Consider the following 15664-nt stretch of genomic DNA (forward strand, 5'->3'; position numbering starts at 1 on the left):
CTTGAAAGTATGTCTTTAGTTGCTAGATTTTCTTCTACTAACATGAGAGGACCTTTTATCAACTTGGGTATTTAATAGTCTAGATAAAATATTTAAAATTTGTTAAATCCAAATATAATTATTATTAATAATCATATGTTTTAATATAACAAACGGTTAATTTTATATGAAATACAGAAGCTTGCTCGAGCGTTAAGGTTTTTTTAATAATTCTCTCAAAATATGTCGGAAGGTTTTGGCGTTTGTTTTTATTTTTATTGAATGTATTTTCTATTTAGGGAATATTTTATTTATGTCATCTAGCAGTTTTAACTTATTTTAGTCATGTGCTTAGATGTGTGTTGATTAAATTAAAGTTTATTTTTAAAAATCTTTATGGCGTAGTACAGTTTTCCAGTGCTATTTCAAATTTTTAATCATTTTTGTCTTATATCATTTTACTAAAATAGAAGTGTTCTCTGGTTTCTTGATATCCATACATATGCTTTGCTGCAGTAAAGAATTTAACTGTTTGAATTAGATATAAATCGAATCATCCAAATTTCAGCAAAGCTTAGCAAATAATAATATTTCATGTGAAATTTCAATCAGCATAGACTCATCCAAAGATAAATAACAACAACGTATTTATCAAAAGAATCAATTTTTCATTCGGATGTTTTCTTTGGATTGGCAGTATATACAGAGTGTGCTGCCGCAGTTCTATGCGGCCACCCTCATGACCTTAAAAATCTCCTTTATTGGTATCGTGTTATCTATTTTATTCGGGTTGATCTGTAGCGTAATCAGTACCTATCAGGTTCGGGTACTGAATAAAATTGTCAAAGTCTATATCGAGGTTTCCCGCAATACCCCCTTGCTCATTCAGCTGTTTTTTCTCTACTACGGTTTGCCCAAGATCGGCATCAAACTCGATGGATTCACCTGCGGTGTGATTGGTCTGACTTTTCTAGGTGGTAGCTATATGGCAGAAGCCTTTCGTGCAGGCTTACAGTCCGTTGCGCAAGGGCAGATTGATTCTGCTCGAAGTGTGGGTTTAAACGCCGTGCAAGTCTTTCAATATGTGGTATTTCCACAGGCATTGTCGCTGTCTATTCCTGCGATTGGAGCGAACTGCTTATTTCTCATTAAAGAAAGCTCGGTTTTGAGTGCAATAGCAGTGGTTGAATTACTGTTTGTGACTAAAGACTTGATTGGGATGGATTACAAAACCACAGAGGCTCTATTTCTATTAATCATGGCCTATCTGATTATCTTGTTACCTGTATCAGCTTTAACAAGTTATCTGGAATACCGCAGTCGGAAGGTGAGCCATGGGACTTGAGTATTTATTTCAACCGAGCCATGTCGAACGTTTGCTGTATGGCTTGCTGCAAACCATCGAAATTGCCTTTCTGTCCGTGTTTTTATCTGCCATTTTCGGGACAATTTTTGGGGTAATCATGACCTCAAAAAATGTGTTGGTCAAAATCCTGTGCCGTTTCTATCTGGAAACCATACGGATTGTGCCCATCCTCGTGCTTTTATTTGTCTTTTATTTTGGTTTCGCAACGTGGTTTAACTGGCAACTGTCATCATTTTGGGTCTGTATTTTTGTATTTACCTTGTGGGGAACTGCGGAAATGGGTGATCTGGTACGTGCTTCGATCACCTCAATTGATCAGCATCAACGGGATTCTGCCTATGCAGTAGGACTCAATCATCTACAAGCTTTAACTTATGTGATTTTCCCGCAAAGCTTAAAACGAGTGACCCCAGGAGCACTCAATTTGTTTACCCGCATGATCAAAACCAGTTCATTAGCGGTACTGATTGGGATGGTGGAAGTCTTAAAAGTAGGGCAGCAGATTATTGAAAACTCATTATTGACTGTGCCCAGCGCATCGCTGTGGATTTACGGTTTCATCTTTATTCTTTATTTCCTGATTTGTTATCCATTATCGCTTTTAGCAGCGCATTTAGAAAAAGTGTGGGAGAACGCATGACTTTGTTATCGATACAGCATTTACACAAGTTTTATAAACAAAGTCATATTTTGCATGGCATTGATTTAGACGTACAACAAGGTGAGGTAGTAGTGATTTTAGGACCATCGGGTTGTGGAAAAAGTACCTTGTTGCGCTGTATCAATGGGTTGGAACCGATTCAAGAAGGTGAAATTCACCTGAAAGATGTGGGTGTATTGGGGCAGGACTTATCGTGGGATAACGTGCGCCAACAGATCGGGATGGTGTTCCAGAACTATGAATTATTCAAGCACATGAATGTGATTGATAACATTCTGCTGGGTCCGCTAAAAGCGCAAAAACGTCAACGTGAGGAAGTAGAACAACTGGCAGATCAGTTGTTGCAGCGCGTAGGTTTACTGGATCGTAAATATGATTATCCCTCCAATTTATCGGGCGGTCAGAAACAGCGAATTGCCATCGTCCGAGCTTTAGTGATGAAACCGAAAGTGATTTTACTGGATGAAATTACTGCTGCCCTTGATCCTGAAATGGTGCGGGAAGTCCTAGATGTGGTGCTGAAACTGGCACAGGAAGGCATGACCATGTTGATTGTGACCCACGAAATGGGCTTTGCCCGCAAAGTGGCGGATCGCATTATTTTTATGGATAAGGGCAAGATCATTGAACAAAGCTCGCCAGAAGCATTTTTTCAGCATCCGCAGACAGAACGTGCGAGAACCTTTTTAAATATTTTGAATTATTAAAAGCTATAAGAGGACTTTATGAGATTGAATTTAGCAGTTGAGCAACAGCACTCTTTTTCAAAAATAAAAATGTTTGGTCTGGGCATCACCTGTGTACTGGTGGCAGGCGTGTTGACGGGCTGTAATCAACCAGCTCCCTCAGAACCCAAAGCTACGGCACAAGATACTTCACTGGAACAGATTCGGAAAAATGATGTCTTGCGAGTTGGTGTATTTGCCGACAATCCACCTTTTGGTTATGTCGATAGTGCGGGCAAAAATCAGGGCTTTGATGTGGCCTTAGCAAAGCGTGTCACTCAAGATTTACTGGGTGATGAAAATAAAATTCAGTTTGTGGTGGCAGAAGCAGCCAATCGGGTTGAGTTTTTAAAGTCAGATAAAGTCGATGTGGTTTTTGCCAGCTTTTCAGTGACGCCAGAACGGCAACAGGTGGTTGATTTTTCCGAGCCTTATTTAAAAGCCTCCTTAGGGATTGTTTCACCAAAAGCCAAAGTCATTACCGATGTTAAAAGTCTCGAAGGCAAAACTTTAATTGTGAATAAGGGCTCAAGCTCAGAGATCTATTTCAGTAAAAACTATCCCAAAATTAATTTATTGAAATTTGGACAAAATACCGATGCTTTCAATGCACTGATTGATGGTCGGGGTGATGCCATTTCCCAAGACAGTACCTATGCACTGGCATGGGCAGCCAAGAATCCGAATTATGTGGCGGGTATTCCACAAATTGGTAACGAGGATTTTATTGCAGCAGGCGTGAAGAAGGGCAATACCCAATTACTGCACTGGCTCAATGATGAAATCAAACAGCTCAGGGCGACAGGTGAAATTCAAAAGATTTATGACCAAACCTTGAAGCCGATTTATGGCGAAAAAGTGAATCCGAATATCTTTTTGGATGTCGATATTCCCAAGCAATAACAGATTTTTATAACGTTAAAAAATAGGTGAACTTATGCAAACAATAACATTTTCAAATATTCAAAAATTACTGTTGGCTTCTATATTTAGTTTAGGACTGACGGCATGTAATAAAAATCCACAGTCAGCAGAGAAATCGGCTGAGTCCTCAACGCAAGTCTCCAGCATTGAGCAGATCAAGAAAAATGGGGTGGTGCGTATTGGTGTGTTTAGCGATAAGCCACCGTTTGGTTATCTGGATGCACAAGGTAAAAATCAGGGCTTTGATGTTGAAATTGCCAAACATGTGGCCAAAGATTTATTGGGTGATGAAAATAAAGTCCAGTTCGTACTGACTGAGGCGGCCAATCGAGTTGAATATCTGAAAGCCAATAAAGTCGATATTATTTTTGCCAATTTCACTGTGACACCTGAACGTAAACAAGTGGTAGATTTTGCCAAGCCTTATTTAAAAGTCGCCTTGGGTGTGGTGTCCCCTAAAGACAAGCCGATTACCGATATTGCGCAGTTAAAAGATCAAACCTTATTGGTGAATAAGGGCACGACAGCGGACTCTTTCTTTAGCAAGCAACATCCAGAAATTAAGCTGCAAAAGTATGAGCAGAATACTGAAACTTTTGATGCCTTAAAAGATGGTCGTGGTACAGCGTTGGCCCATGACAATCTTTTAGTCTTAGCTTGGGCAAAAGAAAATCCAAATTATACCGTGGGTATTACCAATCTAGGTGAACAGGATTTAATTGCACCTGCAGTACAAAAAGGCAATAAAGAACTGTTGGATTGGTTAAATCAAGATTTGGAAAAACTCGCTAAACAAGGAGTCATCCATCAAGCTTATGAAAAGACTTTAAAACCTGTCTATGGCGATGGTATTCCTGCCAAAGACTTAATTATTGAATAATCATTTTCAATGAATCTGAAAGCCAAGCGAGGTTGAGTTTCGCTTGGTTTTTTTATGACTACAAATTGATGTGTATTACAAAGTATAGACAATGCTCAGAAAATCCGCCCCTTAGAATGAATAAAACACAGGGAACACATCAAATGCAAACCACAGAGATAGACTTTATCGTAAAAGATAGCATGACTGCATTGGCGTTTTATGAGCGGGTTTTTGAGGTCGAAAGAATTGAAGTCGGTGATTTTGTGCTTGGACAAAATAGTGTGATTATGAGTATTCATGGGGTTCATTTTCATATGCTGGATGAAAACCCAGATTTCCAATTGCTGGCACCTACCCAAGAAAGCTATATCCCGATTTGGTTTAATATTACCGTCACTGATATCGAGAAAACATTGCAGCAAGCGGTTGATGCGGGTGCAGCGGTGATTCAAGCAGTGCAGGTTATGCCTAAAATGGGCATCAAAAACGCGATGTTTAAAGATCCTTTTGGCTATATATGGTTATTACATCAGATACTTGAAGTCGTAGATTATGAGACTCGAGCTCAATTATTGGAGCAACAAGGTTTTCGGCGTAAATCTAGTTAATAAATCAGTTGATAAAAATGCGATGTCATACAGCAAGCCTCATATTTGTTGATGCTTGCTGTAGTTCGCTCATTTGATCTTTATTCTAAAAAGACTTGGTCAAGCTAAACACGGCGGCGGTTTTAACACCTTTTTTATTGCTATCGGAATAACCTATGTAATCTAGGTCGGTTCCAATCGCAGCCAGTTCCGCACTTAAGTTCATCGGTTTATAGCTATAATTTGCGCCAATTTTCCAGTCGAAGAAATGATCTTTTGCTTCTCCACCATAAATGGCTTGGTTGGCTTTGGAATAGCCTAAGTTTGCAACTGCACCAAAGTTGGTTTGTGCGATTGGAGTGGTATATAAAAGGTTAAAATACCAATTTTTGACATTTTCACCGACGCTTTGGCGAGTGGCTTTGCCTCCATATTGCGGGGTATAGCTCACACTTGGGCTAAAGCTATCATTATCGTTCAAAGCATTATTGATGATTAGTTTGAGATAATACTCATTATAATTTAAATCACTTTTACCGACATAATGATAACGCAGCATACCGATATCAAGAGTGGGTTGGAATTTCCCTAAGCTGATTGGAGTGGTATAGCCAATAAAAGGATCGAGTTCTAAGTGTGCTTCATCACCAAAATCGACATTCGAAGCAAAAGCCGTGGCATAGAATCCAGTGGAATGGTTTAAAAGAAAGTTGCCTTGCAACGCTGCATTACTTTTGGTTTGAGTTTGACCACGCCAGCGATATTCACTGGCCAAAGCGACATTCCCACTCAGCACTAAATTCGATGTTGCGGGCTGATCTGATGCTAACGCATCGTTTGAGGCTAAAACAGTTGTAAAAACCAGCACACAATGAAAACCTTTCATAACATCCTCAGCATATGAGTTAAATTTGATGTGATGTATATTAGGTTTTAATTAATTGATAAATAATAAATTGATCGTAAATTCTGCGTAAAGAAAGCATAAATTTTTAACGCATATTTTATAGGCTATAGATTCACTTTTAATACTTCTGTGGTACTGGTGCTTAAAAGATTTCCCTCATTTGAGGTGGGTAGCATCAATGGAACAGGTTTTCCTGTTGATTTTTCAATCAGGACAGAATGCGCTTCATTTTCCCCAAATAAATATTGTTCACCCCATTGGCGTAATGCAACCACAATCGGGAACAGCTGTTTTCCTTTATCCGTCAAAATATATTCTTGATAGGCTGTGCCATCAGACGCAGCTCGCAGTTCCAGAATTTCAGCATCAATTAATTTATGTAGTCTGTTGGACAAAATATTACGCGCAACACTCAGACTACGTTGTAGATCACCAAAGCGATGTATCCCATCCATCACATCTCGAATAATCAGCAATGACCAACGATCTCCAATCACATCAACACACCGTGCAACAGGGCAAGGTTCATCTACGGAAGTTTTATTTGGTGACATCGCATTCTCGGAACAGTTAGATCAGACTAGTTGCATTTTAAAACTAGATAGCTTATGGTTCAAGTAGTTTTAATTTGAAACTAGTTTGGCGCGACCATGAATAGTCCTTGCACGTCTGCTTTCTCACAAAATGAAAAGCAGTGTTTAATCCAGTCCAAAAAATTGCCGACTAGTTTGGTGTGGCTATTTGCCATTGCAAGTGGTCTGAGTGTTGCCAATGTTTATTATGCGCAACCATTGCTTGATGCAATTGCAACGGATTTGGAAATCAGTTATGCCGCTGTTGGCAGTGTCATTCTCGTGACTCAACTGGGTTGTGCGATCGCTTTATTGTTGTTAGTTCCATTGGGAGATCGAGTCGATCGTAGACGTTTAATGCTATTACAGCTATTTGGATTGGTGCTTGCATTGACCGCTGTAAGTATCACTAAAACGGCTGTAGGCATATTTGCAAGTATGTTTGCTGTTGGTATGTTAGGGACTGCCATGACGCAGGGACTGATTGCTTATGCTGCAAGTGTTGCTGAACTACATGAGCGTGGATATGTCGTAGGTATAGCACAAAGTGGCGTGTTTATTGGATTGTTATTATCACGTGTTTTTGCTGGAGGTGTGAGCGATTTAGCAGGATGGAGGAGCGTATATTTTTGTGCGGCAACACTGATGTTGATGATTGCATTCCCACTTTGGAAATCCTTGCCAGTACGGTCTAATACACAGAATACGTTGGCTTATCCTCGTTTGATTTTGTCGATGTTAAGTTTGCTTTATCACCATAAACTATTACAAATACGGGGCATATTGGCATTGCTGATGTTTGCAGTGTTTAATATTTTTTGGAGTGCATTGGCTTTATTGTTGAGTTCTCCTCCTTATCAGTATTCCCATACCGCGATTGGTGCATTTGGTTTGGTTGGGGTACTGGGTGCGTTAATGGCCACAAAAGCTGGGCAATGGTCAGATCAAGGCTTTGCACAAAGAACCAGTGCTTTTGCATTGCTTGTCATCTTATTGTCTTGGTTGGCATTCGCTCAAATGGAATACTCAATTGTGGCATTAATCATCGGTATTTTATTACTGGATCTGGGCGGGCAAGCTTTACATGTCACCAATCAAAGCATGATCTTACAAACTGGACAGGACAATCAAAGCCGCTTGATTGGGCTGTATATGTTGTTCTATGCCGCAGGCAGTGGATTAGGAGCAATCACAACAACCATCACCTATGCAAAAGCGGGATGGTATGGCGTTTGCCTACTGGGTGCCTGCGGAAGTCTAATGGCATTATTATTTTGGGGTTTAACACGGCATGTTAAATAGTCATTAGACACTGTGTAGAAATATAAGGTGAATTGAGAGATATTAATATCAGCATCAACATTATAGTAAATCACTCAATCCCGACTACAGTCGTGATATATGCAGTGGTCATTAAAATCACAAAGCCCAGAGACATTTCAAACAAAATCGCATAGCCCAATTGTTGTGCAAATTGAGGTTGCTGCAAACGAGGGGTGAAATACCATTTATTAAATGCAGCTAATAATAAAATGCTAAAAACAAATAACAGCTTAATAATAAAACCTTGTCCATATGGTGTAGCGATGAGGGCGTCAAAATCCTTAAACAAGAGCAGGGCAATGGTGATGCCGCATGCAATTAATATCGTAACAATAAAGGCTGCTATCCGCCCAAATAAATGCATCGATTGTTTTAATGGCAGCCCACTGATGCTGTGGCTGGTTTTCCAAAGCGGATATAAAGACCCCATCCATACAGACATGACCAGTACATGGATAATCAATAAGAACTGGGCAAAAATAGATAAATTGGTGACATGACCGAGTTGAGAAAAACTATACAGAATCAGTATAGTGGGTATCGCAAACAAGATGGTTTCAACGGTTTTGATTTCAGTACTTTTTTGATTGAGTTTAAATACGAGCAGCACGAGTATAAGGGCAAAGCTGATGATCCGAATTAGATGAATATGCCCAGTTGAGGTATTCAGTACAATATTGATATAGGTCGAATCGAACATACCCCATAGGCCTGTATTCGCAAAGCTACCAATTAAAAGTAACAAACCCAATGTGCTTGCGATCAATCCTAATACGGCACCGAGTGTCATATATTGGACAAGGCTACTTTTTATTGCCAAATAACGACCTAGCAGGAAGTAGCAGAAGGCTCCTCCGATGACCATAATCATGCCGAGGTAAAGGCTTACTTTGTTAAACCACGTTGCAAACATCCAATATGCAGACATTATTTTCTTCCTTTATATGAAAGGCTTGCCAACAGATCATGCTGACAAGCCGTTCATTTTTTTAATTGTATTTGGCTTATTTTAAAGTGAAGCTATATTCACCATTCATGTTATGGCCATCTTTTCCCATGGTGCTCCAAAGCACGGTATATTTGCCTTTTTTCAGTGTAGGGATGGCAATATCAAAGGTTTTTTTCAGGTCATGGCTGACTTTATAATTCAGCGGCAATTCTCGACGTTGTTCATCTAACACTTGAATTTTCATTAACATCACCTCATCAGCAAAATTAAGGCTTAGGTTTTTAGGTTGGGTTGAAACTGTGGTATTTGCAGCGGGTGTGGCACTGATCAAGCTCACATGTGCAAAGGCAGTTGATGTAGCGATGGTTAGGGTTGTGCCGACGATCAGGTTGCGCAACATGGTTTTACTGTTTTGCACAAAACTCATTTCTTATCCTCTTTGAAGCATGATGTATGGGAAATGGCACAATCCGCGCCATCTGGTTTTATGTTTGATTATCCAAGCAGCATCAGTACTTCTACGTGACAGGAAAATTACCTTTTTGTCATTTTGAAGGTTGTATGTTTGGCTTAAGGCTACGAATTACAATCGGCAGCGCAAGCAGATAAATCATGACTACGATCAGCCAGATTGCACCTGGCCATTTAGCTTGAAATTGAAAATACAGCGTAGAAAATAGCAGTGGTGCAAACATTGAGGCCAAACTGATTGTCGATGCAATAATGCCTTGAAACTGACCTTGTTGTTGTGGTGAGACTTTTTGTGAAACTAAGGCTTGTAAAGAGGGTGTACCGATACTGCCTAGGGCGAAAATTGGCATGATGGCAAAAATCATCCAACCTTGTTGAGCAAAGGCCATAACCCCTAAGGCAATACAGCTACAGCTCATACCAATGAAGATTGTATTTCGATTGCCGAAGTATCTTGAGGCATGCTGAGGAACAAAAGCCTGAACTAACATCTGACATAAACCAAACATTCCCAGAGAAAGACCGATCCAGAAACCATTCCATTGAAAGGCTGCATGTCCCCATAAAGCCCAGCAAACTGCATAGGCTTCACCTGTACCGCAAAATATAAAAAAGGTGGCAATCAAGGGCAGTACATTGGGGATAGATCGAAGTGAGATAAAAGCTTTAAATGGATTGAGTGTCATTGCAGATTCTTTCTGAGGGTGATCTGCTGTTTTTGATTCAGGTAGCGCCGAATAGGCCAATAAAAAGTTGAGACCTGTCAGTATGGCTGCAATCAAAAAGGGAAGTCTGAGCCAGTATGCGCTAAGCAAACCACCCAGGATTGGCCCAATAATAAAACCTGCGCCAAACATCGTGCTCATTAAGCCAAAATGTTTTGCACGCTGTTCTGGTTTTGAGATATCCACCAGATAAGCAGACGCAACAGACATATTGGCACTGCTCATGCCTGCAATGGTACGGCCGATCAATAACAGCATGAGGCTATGTGAAAAGGTTAATAATACATAGTTGATCGCTGAACCTGCCAGTGACAGCAGCAGAATTGGGCGCCGTCCAAACTTGTCACTTAATGTACCGAGCATGGGGGAAAAGATAAATTGCATGGCGGCATAGAGACTACCGAGCAGACCGATGTACAGCGCAGTTTGGTGAGTATGGCTAATATCTTGAACTAAGGCAGGTAAAATTGGAAAAATAAGCCCGATTCCGATTGCATCTAAAGCAATGGTCGAAAAGATAATAAATAGAGAGCGATTCATAAAGCGTCCTATCGAAAAAGCAGGTACAGCAATGCTGCGAAAACCTGTTAACGATGCCTGATAACAACTCAAGCCCTGATGAACGCTGACCGAATCTTAATGATAAGGATATGTGTCGATAAGATATTTTTAATGAAAAACTATCTGTATCAATTTTTCGCGGTTTTTTTTATCGTAACAATGAAGATGAATGAATATAACAATCCACACATCTGTTGAAAATTTTAGCACCTAACGGTGAAGATAAACAAGATCGTGCTTATTTATGGGAGCAAATGCAGCAGGCACGTTGGCATGCTGCATCTGCTGATGAAATAATTATTTTTTGGTATTCGGTAAAAATGCTGTCATAAAACCTAAGAGTGGTAGGAAAGAGCAGAGCTTATACACCCATACAATGCCATGGGTATCAGCCAAGTGACCGAGACCTGCTGCGCCAATTCCACCAATACCGAACATAAGACCAAACATCAAACCAGCAACCATACCGACACGACCGGGTACTGCTTCTTGTGCATAGACCACTAAGGCTGAAAAGGCTGAGGACATGACTAAACCAATAATAATGACCAGAATTGCCGTGCCAGTTAAGCCGACATAAGGCAACATCAGCGCAAATGGGGCAATGCCTAAGAATGACACCCAAATCACAGCTTTACGTCCAATACGGTCTCCAACTGGACCTCCAGCAAAAGTACCTAATGCTACTGCGCCTAAAAAAATAAATAGATACAGCTGAGAGGTCTGAATCGAAACATTAAAGCGTTCAATCAGGTAGAAAGTGAAATAATTGGTAATGGCCGCGATATAGATAAACTTGGCAAACATCAACACACAAATCACGGCCATGGCCTGAATCACTTGTTTACGGGTCAAGGTAGAAATGGCAGGTTGACTGGCAACACGCTGCACAGGTGTCTGCTTGACCACCCATTTGGTCACACGTAATAAAACAAATATGGCCAAAGCAGCAACCAAAACAAATAAACCAATCGCCCCTTGTCCATTCGGGATAATCACAGCCGCAGCCATTAATGGCCCAATCGCAGAACCAGTATTGCCGCCAACCTGAAACATGGATTGAGCTGTACCAAAACGCCCACCCGATGCGGTACGGGCGATGCGAGAGGCTTCTGGGTGGAAGGTTGATGAGCCTACCCCAATTAGTGCAGCAGCAAACAATAAGCCTTGAAAGCTTGCTGCAATTGCCATCAAACCAATACCAAGCAGTGTGGCTGCCATGCCTAAAGGCAATAAATAGGGCTTTGGATGCTTATCGGTATATAGGCCAATCCAAGGTTGTAATAAAGAGGCGGTGATTTGATAGACCAAGGCAATCCAGCCAATTTCAGCAAAACTTAAAGAGAATTCGGCCTTTAACATCGGATAACTTGCAGTCACCACGGCTTGAATCGAATCATTTAGCAGATGGGCAAACGCAACTGCGCCGACAACGCGTAATACGAACTTCTGGGGTTGATCATTGGGTGGAAATTGCGCTTGTGGAAATGCATTCTCAAGAGTGCCTGTATTGCTTGCCATGATTGCTCCAACACGTTGTATCAGCTTAAATGATGATGCTGAAAGAGGTTTGTTTTTCAGTGCATTTATCCTAAACTGAACAGAAATCGGCCCACAATCATATTTGGGACAGATAGTATCGAGTTCAGGCCATTTTCAGGGATGAGGGCAATGCGCAATATTCAGGTCAATGATTTTCAGGATGTGCCGCGGAATGTGATGGCAACGGGCAATGACTATCCCGATGGTCATCTTCTGCCGAGCCATCGACATCGCAGAGGCCAATGTCTATATGCCATTACTGGAGTACTTACGGTGATCACCCATAGGGGAAGTTGGGTGGTTCCCCCGAAGCGCGCCCTCTGGATTCCTGCAGGGATTGATCATGAAGTGCACATGGGCGGGATCACCAAAACACGCAGTGCCTATATTCTTCCACAAGCTGCAATGCAGGCAGATTTACCCAGCCATTGTGCAGTGATCAACGTATCGCCGTTATTGCATGAGCTACTGTCTACCGCAGTTGATCTCCCTGCGGAATATCAATTGGGTGGGCGAGATGATTATTTGATGCGTTTGATTATTGAAGAAATTGCACTGATGCCTGAACTGCCTTTAAATGCGCCCTTACCACAAGAGCCGCGTTTAGCTGCTTTGTGCCTGCAATTGTTGAAGACACCGAGCTTGGAGGATGATCTTGATCATATTGCAGCGCAGGTGGGGATGAGTCGCCGTAACTTCACCCGAATTTTTCGGCAGCAAACTGGGATGAGTTTTAGCAACTGGCGGCAGCAAGCCTGTTTACTCAATGCGTTGACCCGAATGGAATTGGGCCAATCCATTACCAGTGTGGCAATGGAGCTAGGTTATAGCAGCAGCAGTGCTTTTACTGCAGCCTTTAAACGTTCTTTAGGCGCGGCACCACGTTTTTATTTACAAGGAAAATAAGCAAGGAATTGGCAGGATTGTGTTAATTTAGTTTGAATAACGGCCATTATTTCACTTTCGTTCATCGTGGGTGGTGAACACTATTTATACGATAATATTATGATTTCATTATTAAAACGCTTAGCTTTATCTCATCAAGGTTTAGAACAAAATAATAAATTTGGTGAGGGCTTATCTGGAACACAACAAGCGATTGAACATCTGGGTTATGTGCAAATAGATACCATTTCCGTGGTGGAACGTGCCCATCATCATGTGTTGTGGAGTCGGGTGCCGAATTATCAATTGGGTCATTTAAATCAACTGGTACAAGATCAGCTTGTTTTTGAGCATTGGGCGCATGCGGCTTCTTATTTACCGATGCGAGATTATCGCTATGCCATGCTTTTGATGAATGCGGTGCGTAATGGGGAAAGTCGTTACTTCTCAAGAGGCGATCAGCAACTAATGCAGGAGATTCTGGCGCAGGTGAAAGCTGAAGGCAGAATCCGACTTAGAAATATGGAAAAAGGCAAACGGGAAGGTGCCGCAGGTTGGTGGAATGCAGGGCCAAGCCGCAAGGCGATTGAGCAGTTATTCATGCAAGGCGATTTAATGATCTGTGAACGCAATGGCATGGAAAAAGTCTATGATCTGACTGAACGTTGCATACCACAGGGCATTGATCTAAGCACACCGACTTTACAGGAATATGCACAGTATTTATTGGATACAGCTATACGTGCTCATGGCGTATTTACATGGAAGCAATTACTGCATTTGAAAACCAATAAGGATTTACGTGAAATTATGCGTAAATTACTTGATGAACAGATTGATGCTGGCGTGATCAAGCTGATTAAGCTTGAAAATGGACAACCGATTTATGTGGCCAGCGCCGTGTTAGCGCATGAACCGAACATCCAAGCAGAGGTCAAAATATTGTCTCCCTTCGATAATCTGGTGATTCATCGTGAGCGTTTAAGCGGCTTGTTTGGATTTGATTATCGCATTGAATGCTATGTGCCTGCAGCCAAAAGACAATACGGTTATTTCTGCTTACCGCTACTTTATGCAGATGATTTTGTGGGGCAAATTGATTGCAAAGTGCATCGTCGTGAAAAGCGATTAGAAGTGATTAGTTTGCATGTGCAAGAGGCTAAACTGCAGGATCGAGATTTATTTTTGCTTGCACTCAAACGAGAGTTACAACGTTTCGCTCAGTTTAATCAATGTACGAGTATTGACCTAGATAAGATCAAGATGGGATAGGGCGAGTCATCAATTCTTGATGCTCGCCGTTTTTTCTCAGTAGTCACTTCGCTTTAGAACGCTGCGAGTCCTGTTTGGGCACGACCTAAGATCAAAGCATGCACATCATGGGTGCCTTCATAAGTATTCACGACTTCAAGATTGACCAAATGACGGGCAACACCAAATTCATCACTAATTCCATTTCCGCCCAACATATCTCGTGCCAAACGGGCAATCTCCAAGGCCTTACCACAATTATTGCGTTTAATCAGAGAGGTCGCTTCCACTGAGGCAATACCGTCATCTTTCATTCGACCAAAGCGAAGGGCAAGCTGTAGGCCGAGCGCAATTTCTGTTTGCATATCGGCTAATTTTTTTTGAATCAGTTGGTTGGCAGCCAGTGCTTTACCAAATTGTTTTCGATCTAGGGTGTATTGGCGTGCAGTATGCCAGCAAAACTCGGCTGCACCCATGGCGCCCCAAGCAATACCATAACGGGCACTGTTCAAGCAGGTGAAAGGGCCTTTTAAGCCACGAACCTCTGGAAATGCATTTTCTTCAGGCACAAAGACTTGATCCATCACAATTTCACCCGTAATAGATGCTCTTAAGCCGACTTTACCGTGAATTGCAGGCGCAGAAAGCCCTTGCCAACCTTTTTCTAAAATAAAGCCACGAATCGGGCCGACATTTCCTTCAGGTGAAAGCTCTTTAGCCCACACCACAAATACATCCGCAATTGGACTGTTGGTAATCCACATTTTGGCGCCAGTTAAGCGGTAGCCACCTGCTACTTTTTTGGCGCGACAGGCCATACTGCCTGGATCTGAACCATGATCGGGTTCGGTTAGACCAAAACAGCCAATCCATTCACCTGTTGCAAGTTTGGGTAAATATTTTTGCTTTTGCTGTTCAGTCCCGAATTCATGAATGGGAACCATCACCAAAGAACTTTGCACACTGGCCATTGAGCGATAGCCAGAGTCCACGCGTTCAATTTCACGGGCAATCAGTCCATAACTCACATAATTTAATCCTGCACCACCATATTGTTCTGGGATGGTGGGTCCGAGCAGGCCTAATTCACCCATTTCTCTAAAGATATGCGGATCGGTTGTTTCATGGCGGAATTGATTTAGTACCCGTGGCATTAACTGGTCTTGGCAGAATGCATGAGCTGTATCACGGATCATGCGCTCTTCTTCGCTTAGTTGCTGCTCAATTAAAAATGGATCATCCCAGCGAAATTCAACACGGCTCATTCTTTATTCCTTCATCATTGTTCTAGCAAGTTCTTATCATTTTTCTCAGCTGAGCTGTTTGGTGAACTCAGCTTAAGTCGAAATACTTTAACGTATTTGGGATGTGCTG

Annotated in this window: 16 protein-coding genes; 9 read left to right on the top strand and 7 right to left on the bottom strand. The window is 41.6% G+C overall.

All coding sequences use genetic code 11. The annotated features are described in order from the left end of the window. The first annotated feature begins 664 nt into the window (after positions 1 to 664). From WA352_RS10370 to WA352_RS10395, 6 genes are all read left to right on the top strand, one after another. The gene (locus WA352_RS10370; protein WP_336142487.1) at positions 665 to 1324 is read left to right on the top strand and encodes an amino acid ABC transporter permease; all 660 of its coding nucleotides are present in this window, start codon (positions 665 to 667) and stop codon (positions 1322 to 1324) included. Next, positions 1314 to 1985, top strand: coding sequence for an amino acid ABC transporter permease (locus tag WA352_RS10375; protein ID WP_336142489.1), 672 nt, complete (start codon positions 1314 to 1316; stop codon positions 1983 to 1985). Before WA352_RS10370 ends, WA352_RS10375 begins: the two co-directional genes overlap by 11 nt. After that, complete coding sequence (locus WA352_RS10380) at positions 1982 to 2713, top strand: amino acid ABC transporter ATP-binding protein (RefSeq protein WP_336142491.1); 732 nt, start codon at positions 1982 to 1984, stop codon at positions 2711 to 2713. The genes WA352_RS10375 and WA352_RS10380 overlap by 4 nt, the downstream gene beginning before the upstream one ends. 18 nt (positions 2714 to 2731) lie before the next feature. Beyond that, positions 2732 to 3634 carry a transporter substrate-binding domain-containing protein gene (locus WA352_RS10385; RefSeq protein ID WP_004808155.1) on the top strand — a complete coding sequence of 301 codons (903 nt, stop codon included), beginning with the start codon at positions 2732 to 2734 and terminating at the stop codon, positions 3632 to 3634. 34 nt (positions 3635 to 3668) lie between these two features. After that, positions 3669 to 4535, top strand: a complete 867-nt coding sequence (locus WA352_RS10390; RefSeq protein ID WP_004808153.1) for a cysteine ABC transporter substrate-binding protein — start codon at positions 3669 to 3671, stop codon at positions 4533 to 4535. Positions 4536 to 4678: 143 nt separating this feature from the next. Further along, complete coding sequence (locus WA352_RS10395; protein WP_336142494.1) at positions 4679 to 5125, top strand: VOC family protein; 447 nt, start codon at positions 4679 to 4681, stop codon at positions 5123 to 5125. 85 nt (positions 5126 to 5210) lie between these two features. Here WA352_RS10395 and WA352_RS10400 read toward each other — a convergent pair whose 3' ends face one another. After that, positions 5211 to 5990 carry a TorF family putative porin gene (locus WA352_RS10400; RefSeq protein WP_336142496.1) on the bottom strand — a complete coding sequence of 260 codons (780 nt, stop codon included), beginning with the start codon at positions 5988 to 5990 and terminating at the stop codon, positions 5211 to 5213. A gap of 125 nt (positions 5991 to 6115) precedes the next feature. Then, on the bottom strand, positions 6116 to 6565 hold the full coding sequence (locus WA352_RS10405) for a winged helix-turn-helix transcriptional regulator (protein ID WP_336142497.1): 450 nt from the start codon (positions 6563 to 6565) through the stop codon (positions 6116 to 6118). Between the two features lie 96 nt (positions 6566 to 6661). Here WA352_RS10405 and WA352_RS10410 point away from each other — a divergent pair, with 96 nt between their 5' ends. After that, the gene (locus WA352_RS10410) at positions 6662 to 7885 is read left to right on the top strand and encodes an MFS transporter (protein WP_336142499.1); all 1224 of its coding nucleotides are present in this window, start codon (positions 6662 to 6664) and stop codon (positions 7883 to 7885) included. A 70-nt stretch (positions 7886 to 7955) separates the two neighbouring features. Here the strand turns inward: WA352_RS10410 and WA352_RS10415 are convergent, their stop codons facing one another. From WA352_RS10415 to WA352_RS10430, 4 genes are all read right to left on the bottom strand, one after another. After that, positions 7956 to 8834, bottom strand: coding sequence for a copper resistance D family protein (locus WA352_RS10415; protein WP_336142500.1), 879 nt, complete (start codon positions 8832 to 8834; stop codon positions 7956 to 7958). Between the two features lie 76 nt (positions 8835 to 8910). Then, positions 8911 to 9282 (bottom strand): copper resistance CopC family protein, encoded by a 372-nt coding sequence (locus WA352_RS10420; protein ID WP_336142501.1) that lies wholly within the window; start codon positions 9280 to 9282, stop codon positions 8911 to 8913. A 118-nt stretch (positions 9283 to 9400) separates the two neighbouring features. Then, a complete protein-coding gene (locus tag WA352_RS10425) occupies positions 9401 to 10591 on the bottom strand; it encodes a TCR/Tet family MFS transporter (protein WP_336142503.1) in 1191 nt (396 codons plus the stop codon). A 318-nt stretch (positions 10592 to 10909) separates the two neighbouring features. Beyond that, positions 10910 to 12133 (bottom strand): MFS transporter, encoded by a 1224-nt coding sequence (locus WA352_RS10430; RefSeq protein ID WP_336142506.1) that lies wholly within the window; start codon positions 12131 to 12133, stop codon positions 10910 to 10912. Between the two features lie 150 nt (positions 12134 to 12283). Between WA352_RS10430 and WA352_RS10435 the strand changes: the two genes are divergently transcribed. Together WA352_RS10435 and WA352_RS10440 are read left to right on the top strand one after the other, a co-directional pair. Continuing rightward, positions 12284 to 13060 carry an AraC family transcriptional regulator gene (locus WA352_RS10435; protein ID WP_336142507.1) on the top strand — a complete coding sequence of 259 codons (777 nt, stop codon included), beginning with the start codon at positions 12284 to 12286 and terminating at the stop codon, positions 13058 to 13060. A gap of 99 nt (positions 13061 to 13159) precedes the next feature. Continuing rightward, a complete protein-coding gene (locus WA352_RS10440) occupies positions 13160 to 14311 on the top strand; it encodes a winged helix-turn-helix domain-containing protein (protein WP_336142509.1) in 1152 nt (383 codons plus the stop codon). A gap of 53 nt (positions 14312 to 14364) precedes the next feature. Here WA352_RS10440 and WA352_RS10445 read toward each other — a convergent pair whose 3' ends face one another. After that, positions 14365 to 15555, bottom strand: a complete 1191-nt coding sequence (locus WA352_RS10445; protein WP_336142511.1) for an acyl-CoA dehydrogenase — start codon at positions 15553 to 15555, stop codon at positions 14365 to 14367. Positions 15556 to 15664 lie beyond the last annotated feature (109 nt).

This window comes from Acinetobacter sp. 102 (genome assembly GCF_037028485.1).
Lineage (GTDB): Bacteria > Pseudomonadota > Gammaproteobacteria > Pseudomonadales > Moraxellaceae > Acinetobacter > Acinetobacter higginsii.

Excerpts from the sequence above, each read along its gene's own strand:
- WA352_RS10445 (WP_336142511.1), bottom strand. The coding sequence starts at position 15,555 with ATGAGCCGTGTTGAATTTCGCTGGGATGATCCATTTTTAATTGAGCAG.
- WA352_RS10410 (WP_336142499.1), top strand. The coding sequence starts at position 6,662 with ATGAATAGTCCTTGCACGTCTGCTTTCTCACAAAATGAAAAGCAGTGT.
- WA352_RS10415 (WP_336142500.1), bottom strand. The coding sequence starts at position 8,834 with ATGTCTGCATATTGGATGTTTGCAACGTGGTTTAACAAAGTAAGCCTT.
- WA352_RS10380 (WP_336142491.1), top strand. The coding sequence starts at position 1,982 with ATGACTTTGTTATCGATACAGCATTTACACAAGTTTTATAAACAAAGT.
- WA352_RS10430 (WP_336142506.1), bottom strand. The coding sequence starts at position 12,133 with ATGGCAAGCAATACAGGCACTCTTGAGAATGCATTTCCACAAGCGCAA.
- WA352_RS10390 (WP_004808153.1), top strand. The coding sequence starts at position 3,669 with ATGCAAACAATAACATTTTCAAATATTCAAAAATTACTGTTGGCTTCT.
- WA352_RS10400 (WP_336142496.1), bottom strand. The coding sequence starts at position 5,990 with ATGAAAGGTTTTCATTGTGTGCTGGTTTTTACAACTGTTTTAGCCTCA.
- WA352_RS10385 (WP_004808155.1), top strand. The coding sequence starts at position 2,732 with ATGAGATTGAATTTAGCAGTTGAGCAACAGCACTCTTTTTCAAAAATA.
- WA352_RS10440 (WP_336142509.1), top strand. The coding sequence starts at position 13,160 with ATGATTTCATTATTAAAACGCTTAGCTTTATCTCATCAAGGTTTAGAA.
- WA352_RS10420 (WP_336142501.1), bottom strand. The coding sequence starts at position 9,282 with ATGAGTTTTGTGCAAAACAGTAAAACCATGTTGCGCAACCTGATCGTC.
- WA352_RS10375 (WP_336142489.1), top strand. The coding sequence starts at position 1,314 with ATGGGACTTGAGTATTTATTTCAACCGAGCCATGTCGAACGTTTGCTG.
- WA352_RS10425 (WP_336142503.1), bottom strand. The coding sequence starts at position 10,591 with ATGAATCGCTCTCTATTTATTATCTTTTCGACCATTGCTTTAGATGCA.
- WA352_RS10395 (WP_336142494.1), top strand. The coding sequence starts at position 4,679 with ATGCAAACCACAGAGATAGACTTTATCGTAAAAGATAGCATGACTGCA.
- WA352_RS10435 (WP_336142507.1), top strand. The coding sequence starts at position 12,284 with ATGCGCAATATTCAGGTCAATGATTTTCAGGATGTGCCGCGGAATGTG.
- WA352_RS10405 (WP_336142497.1), bottom strand. The coding sequence starts at position 6,565 with ATGTCACCAAATAAAACTTCCGTAGATGAACCTTGCCCTGTTGCACGG.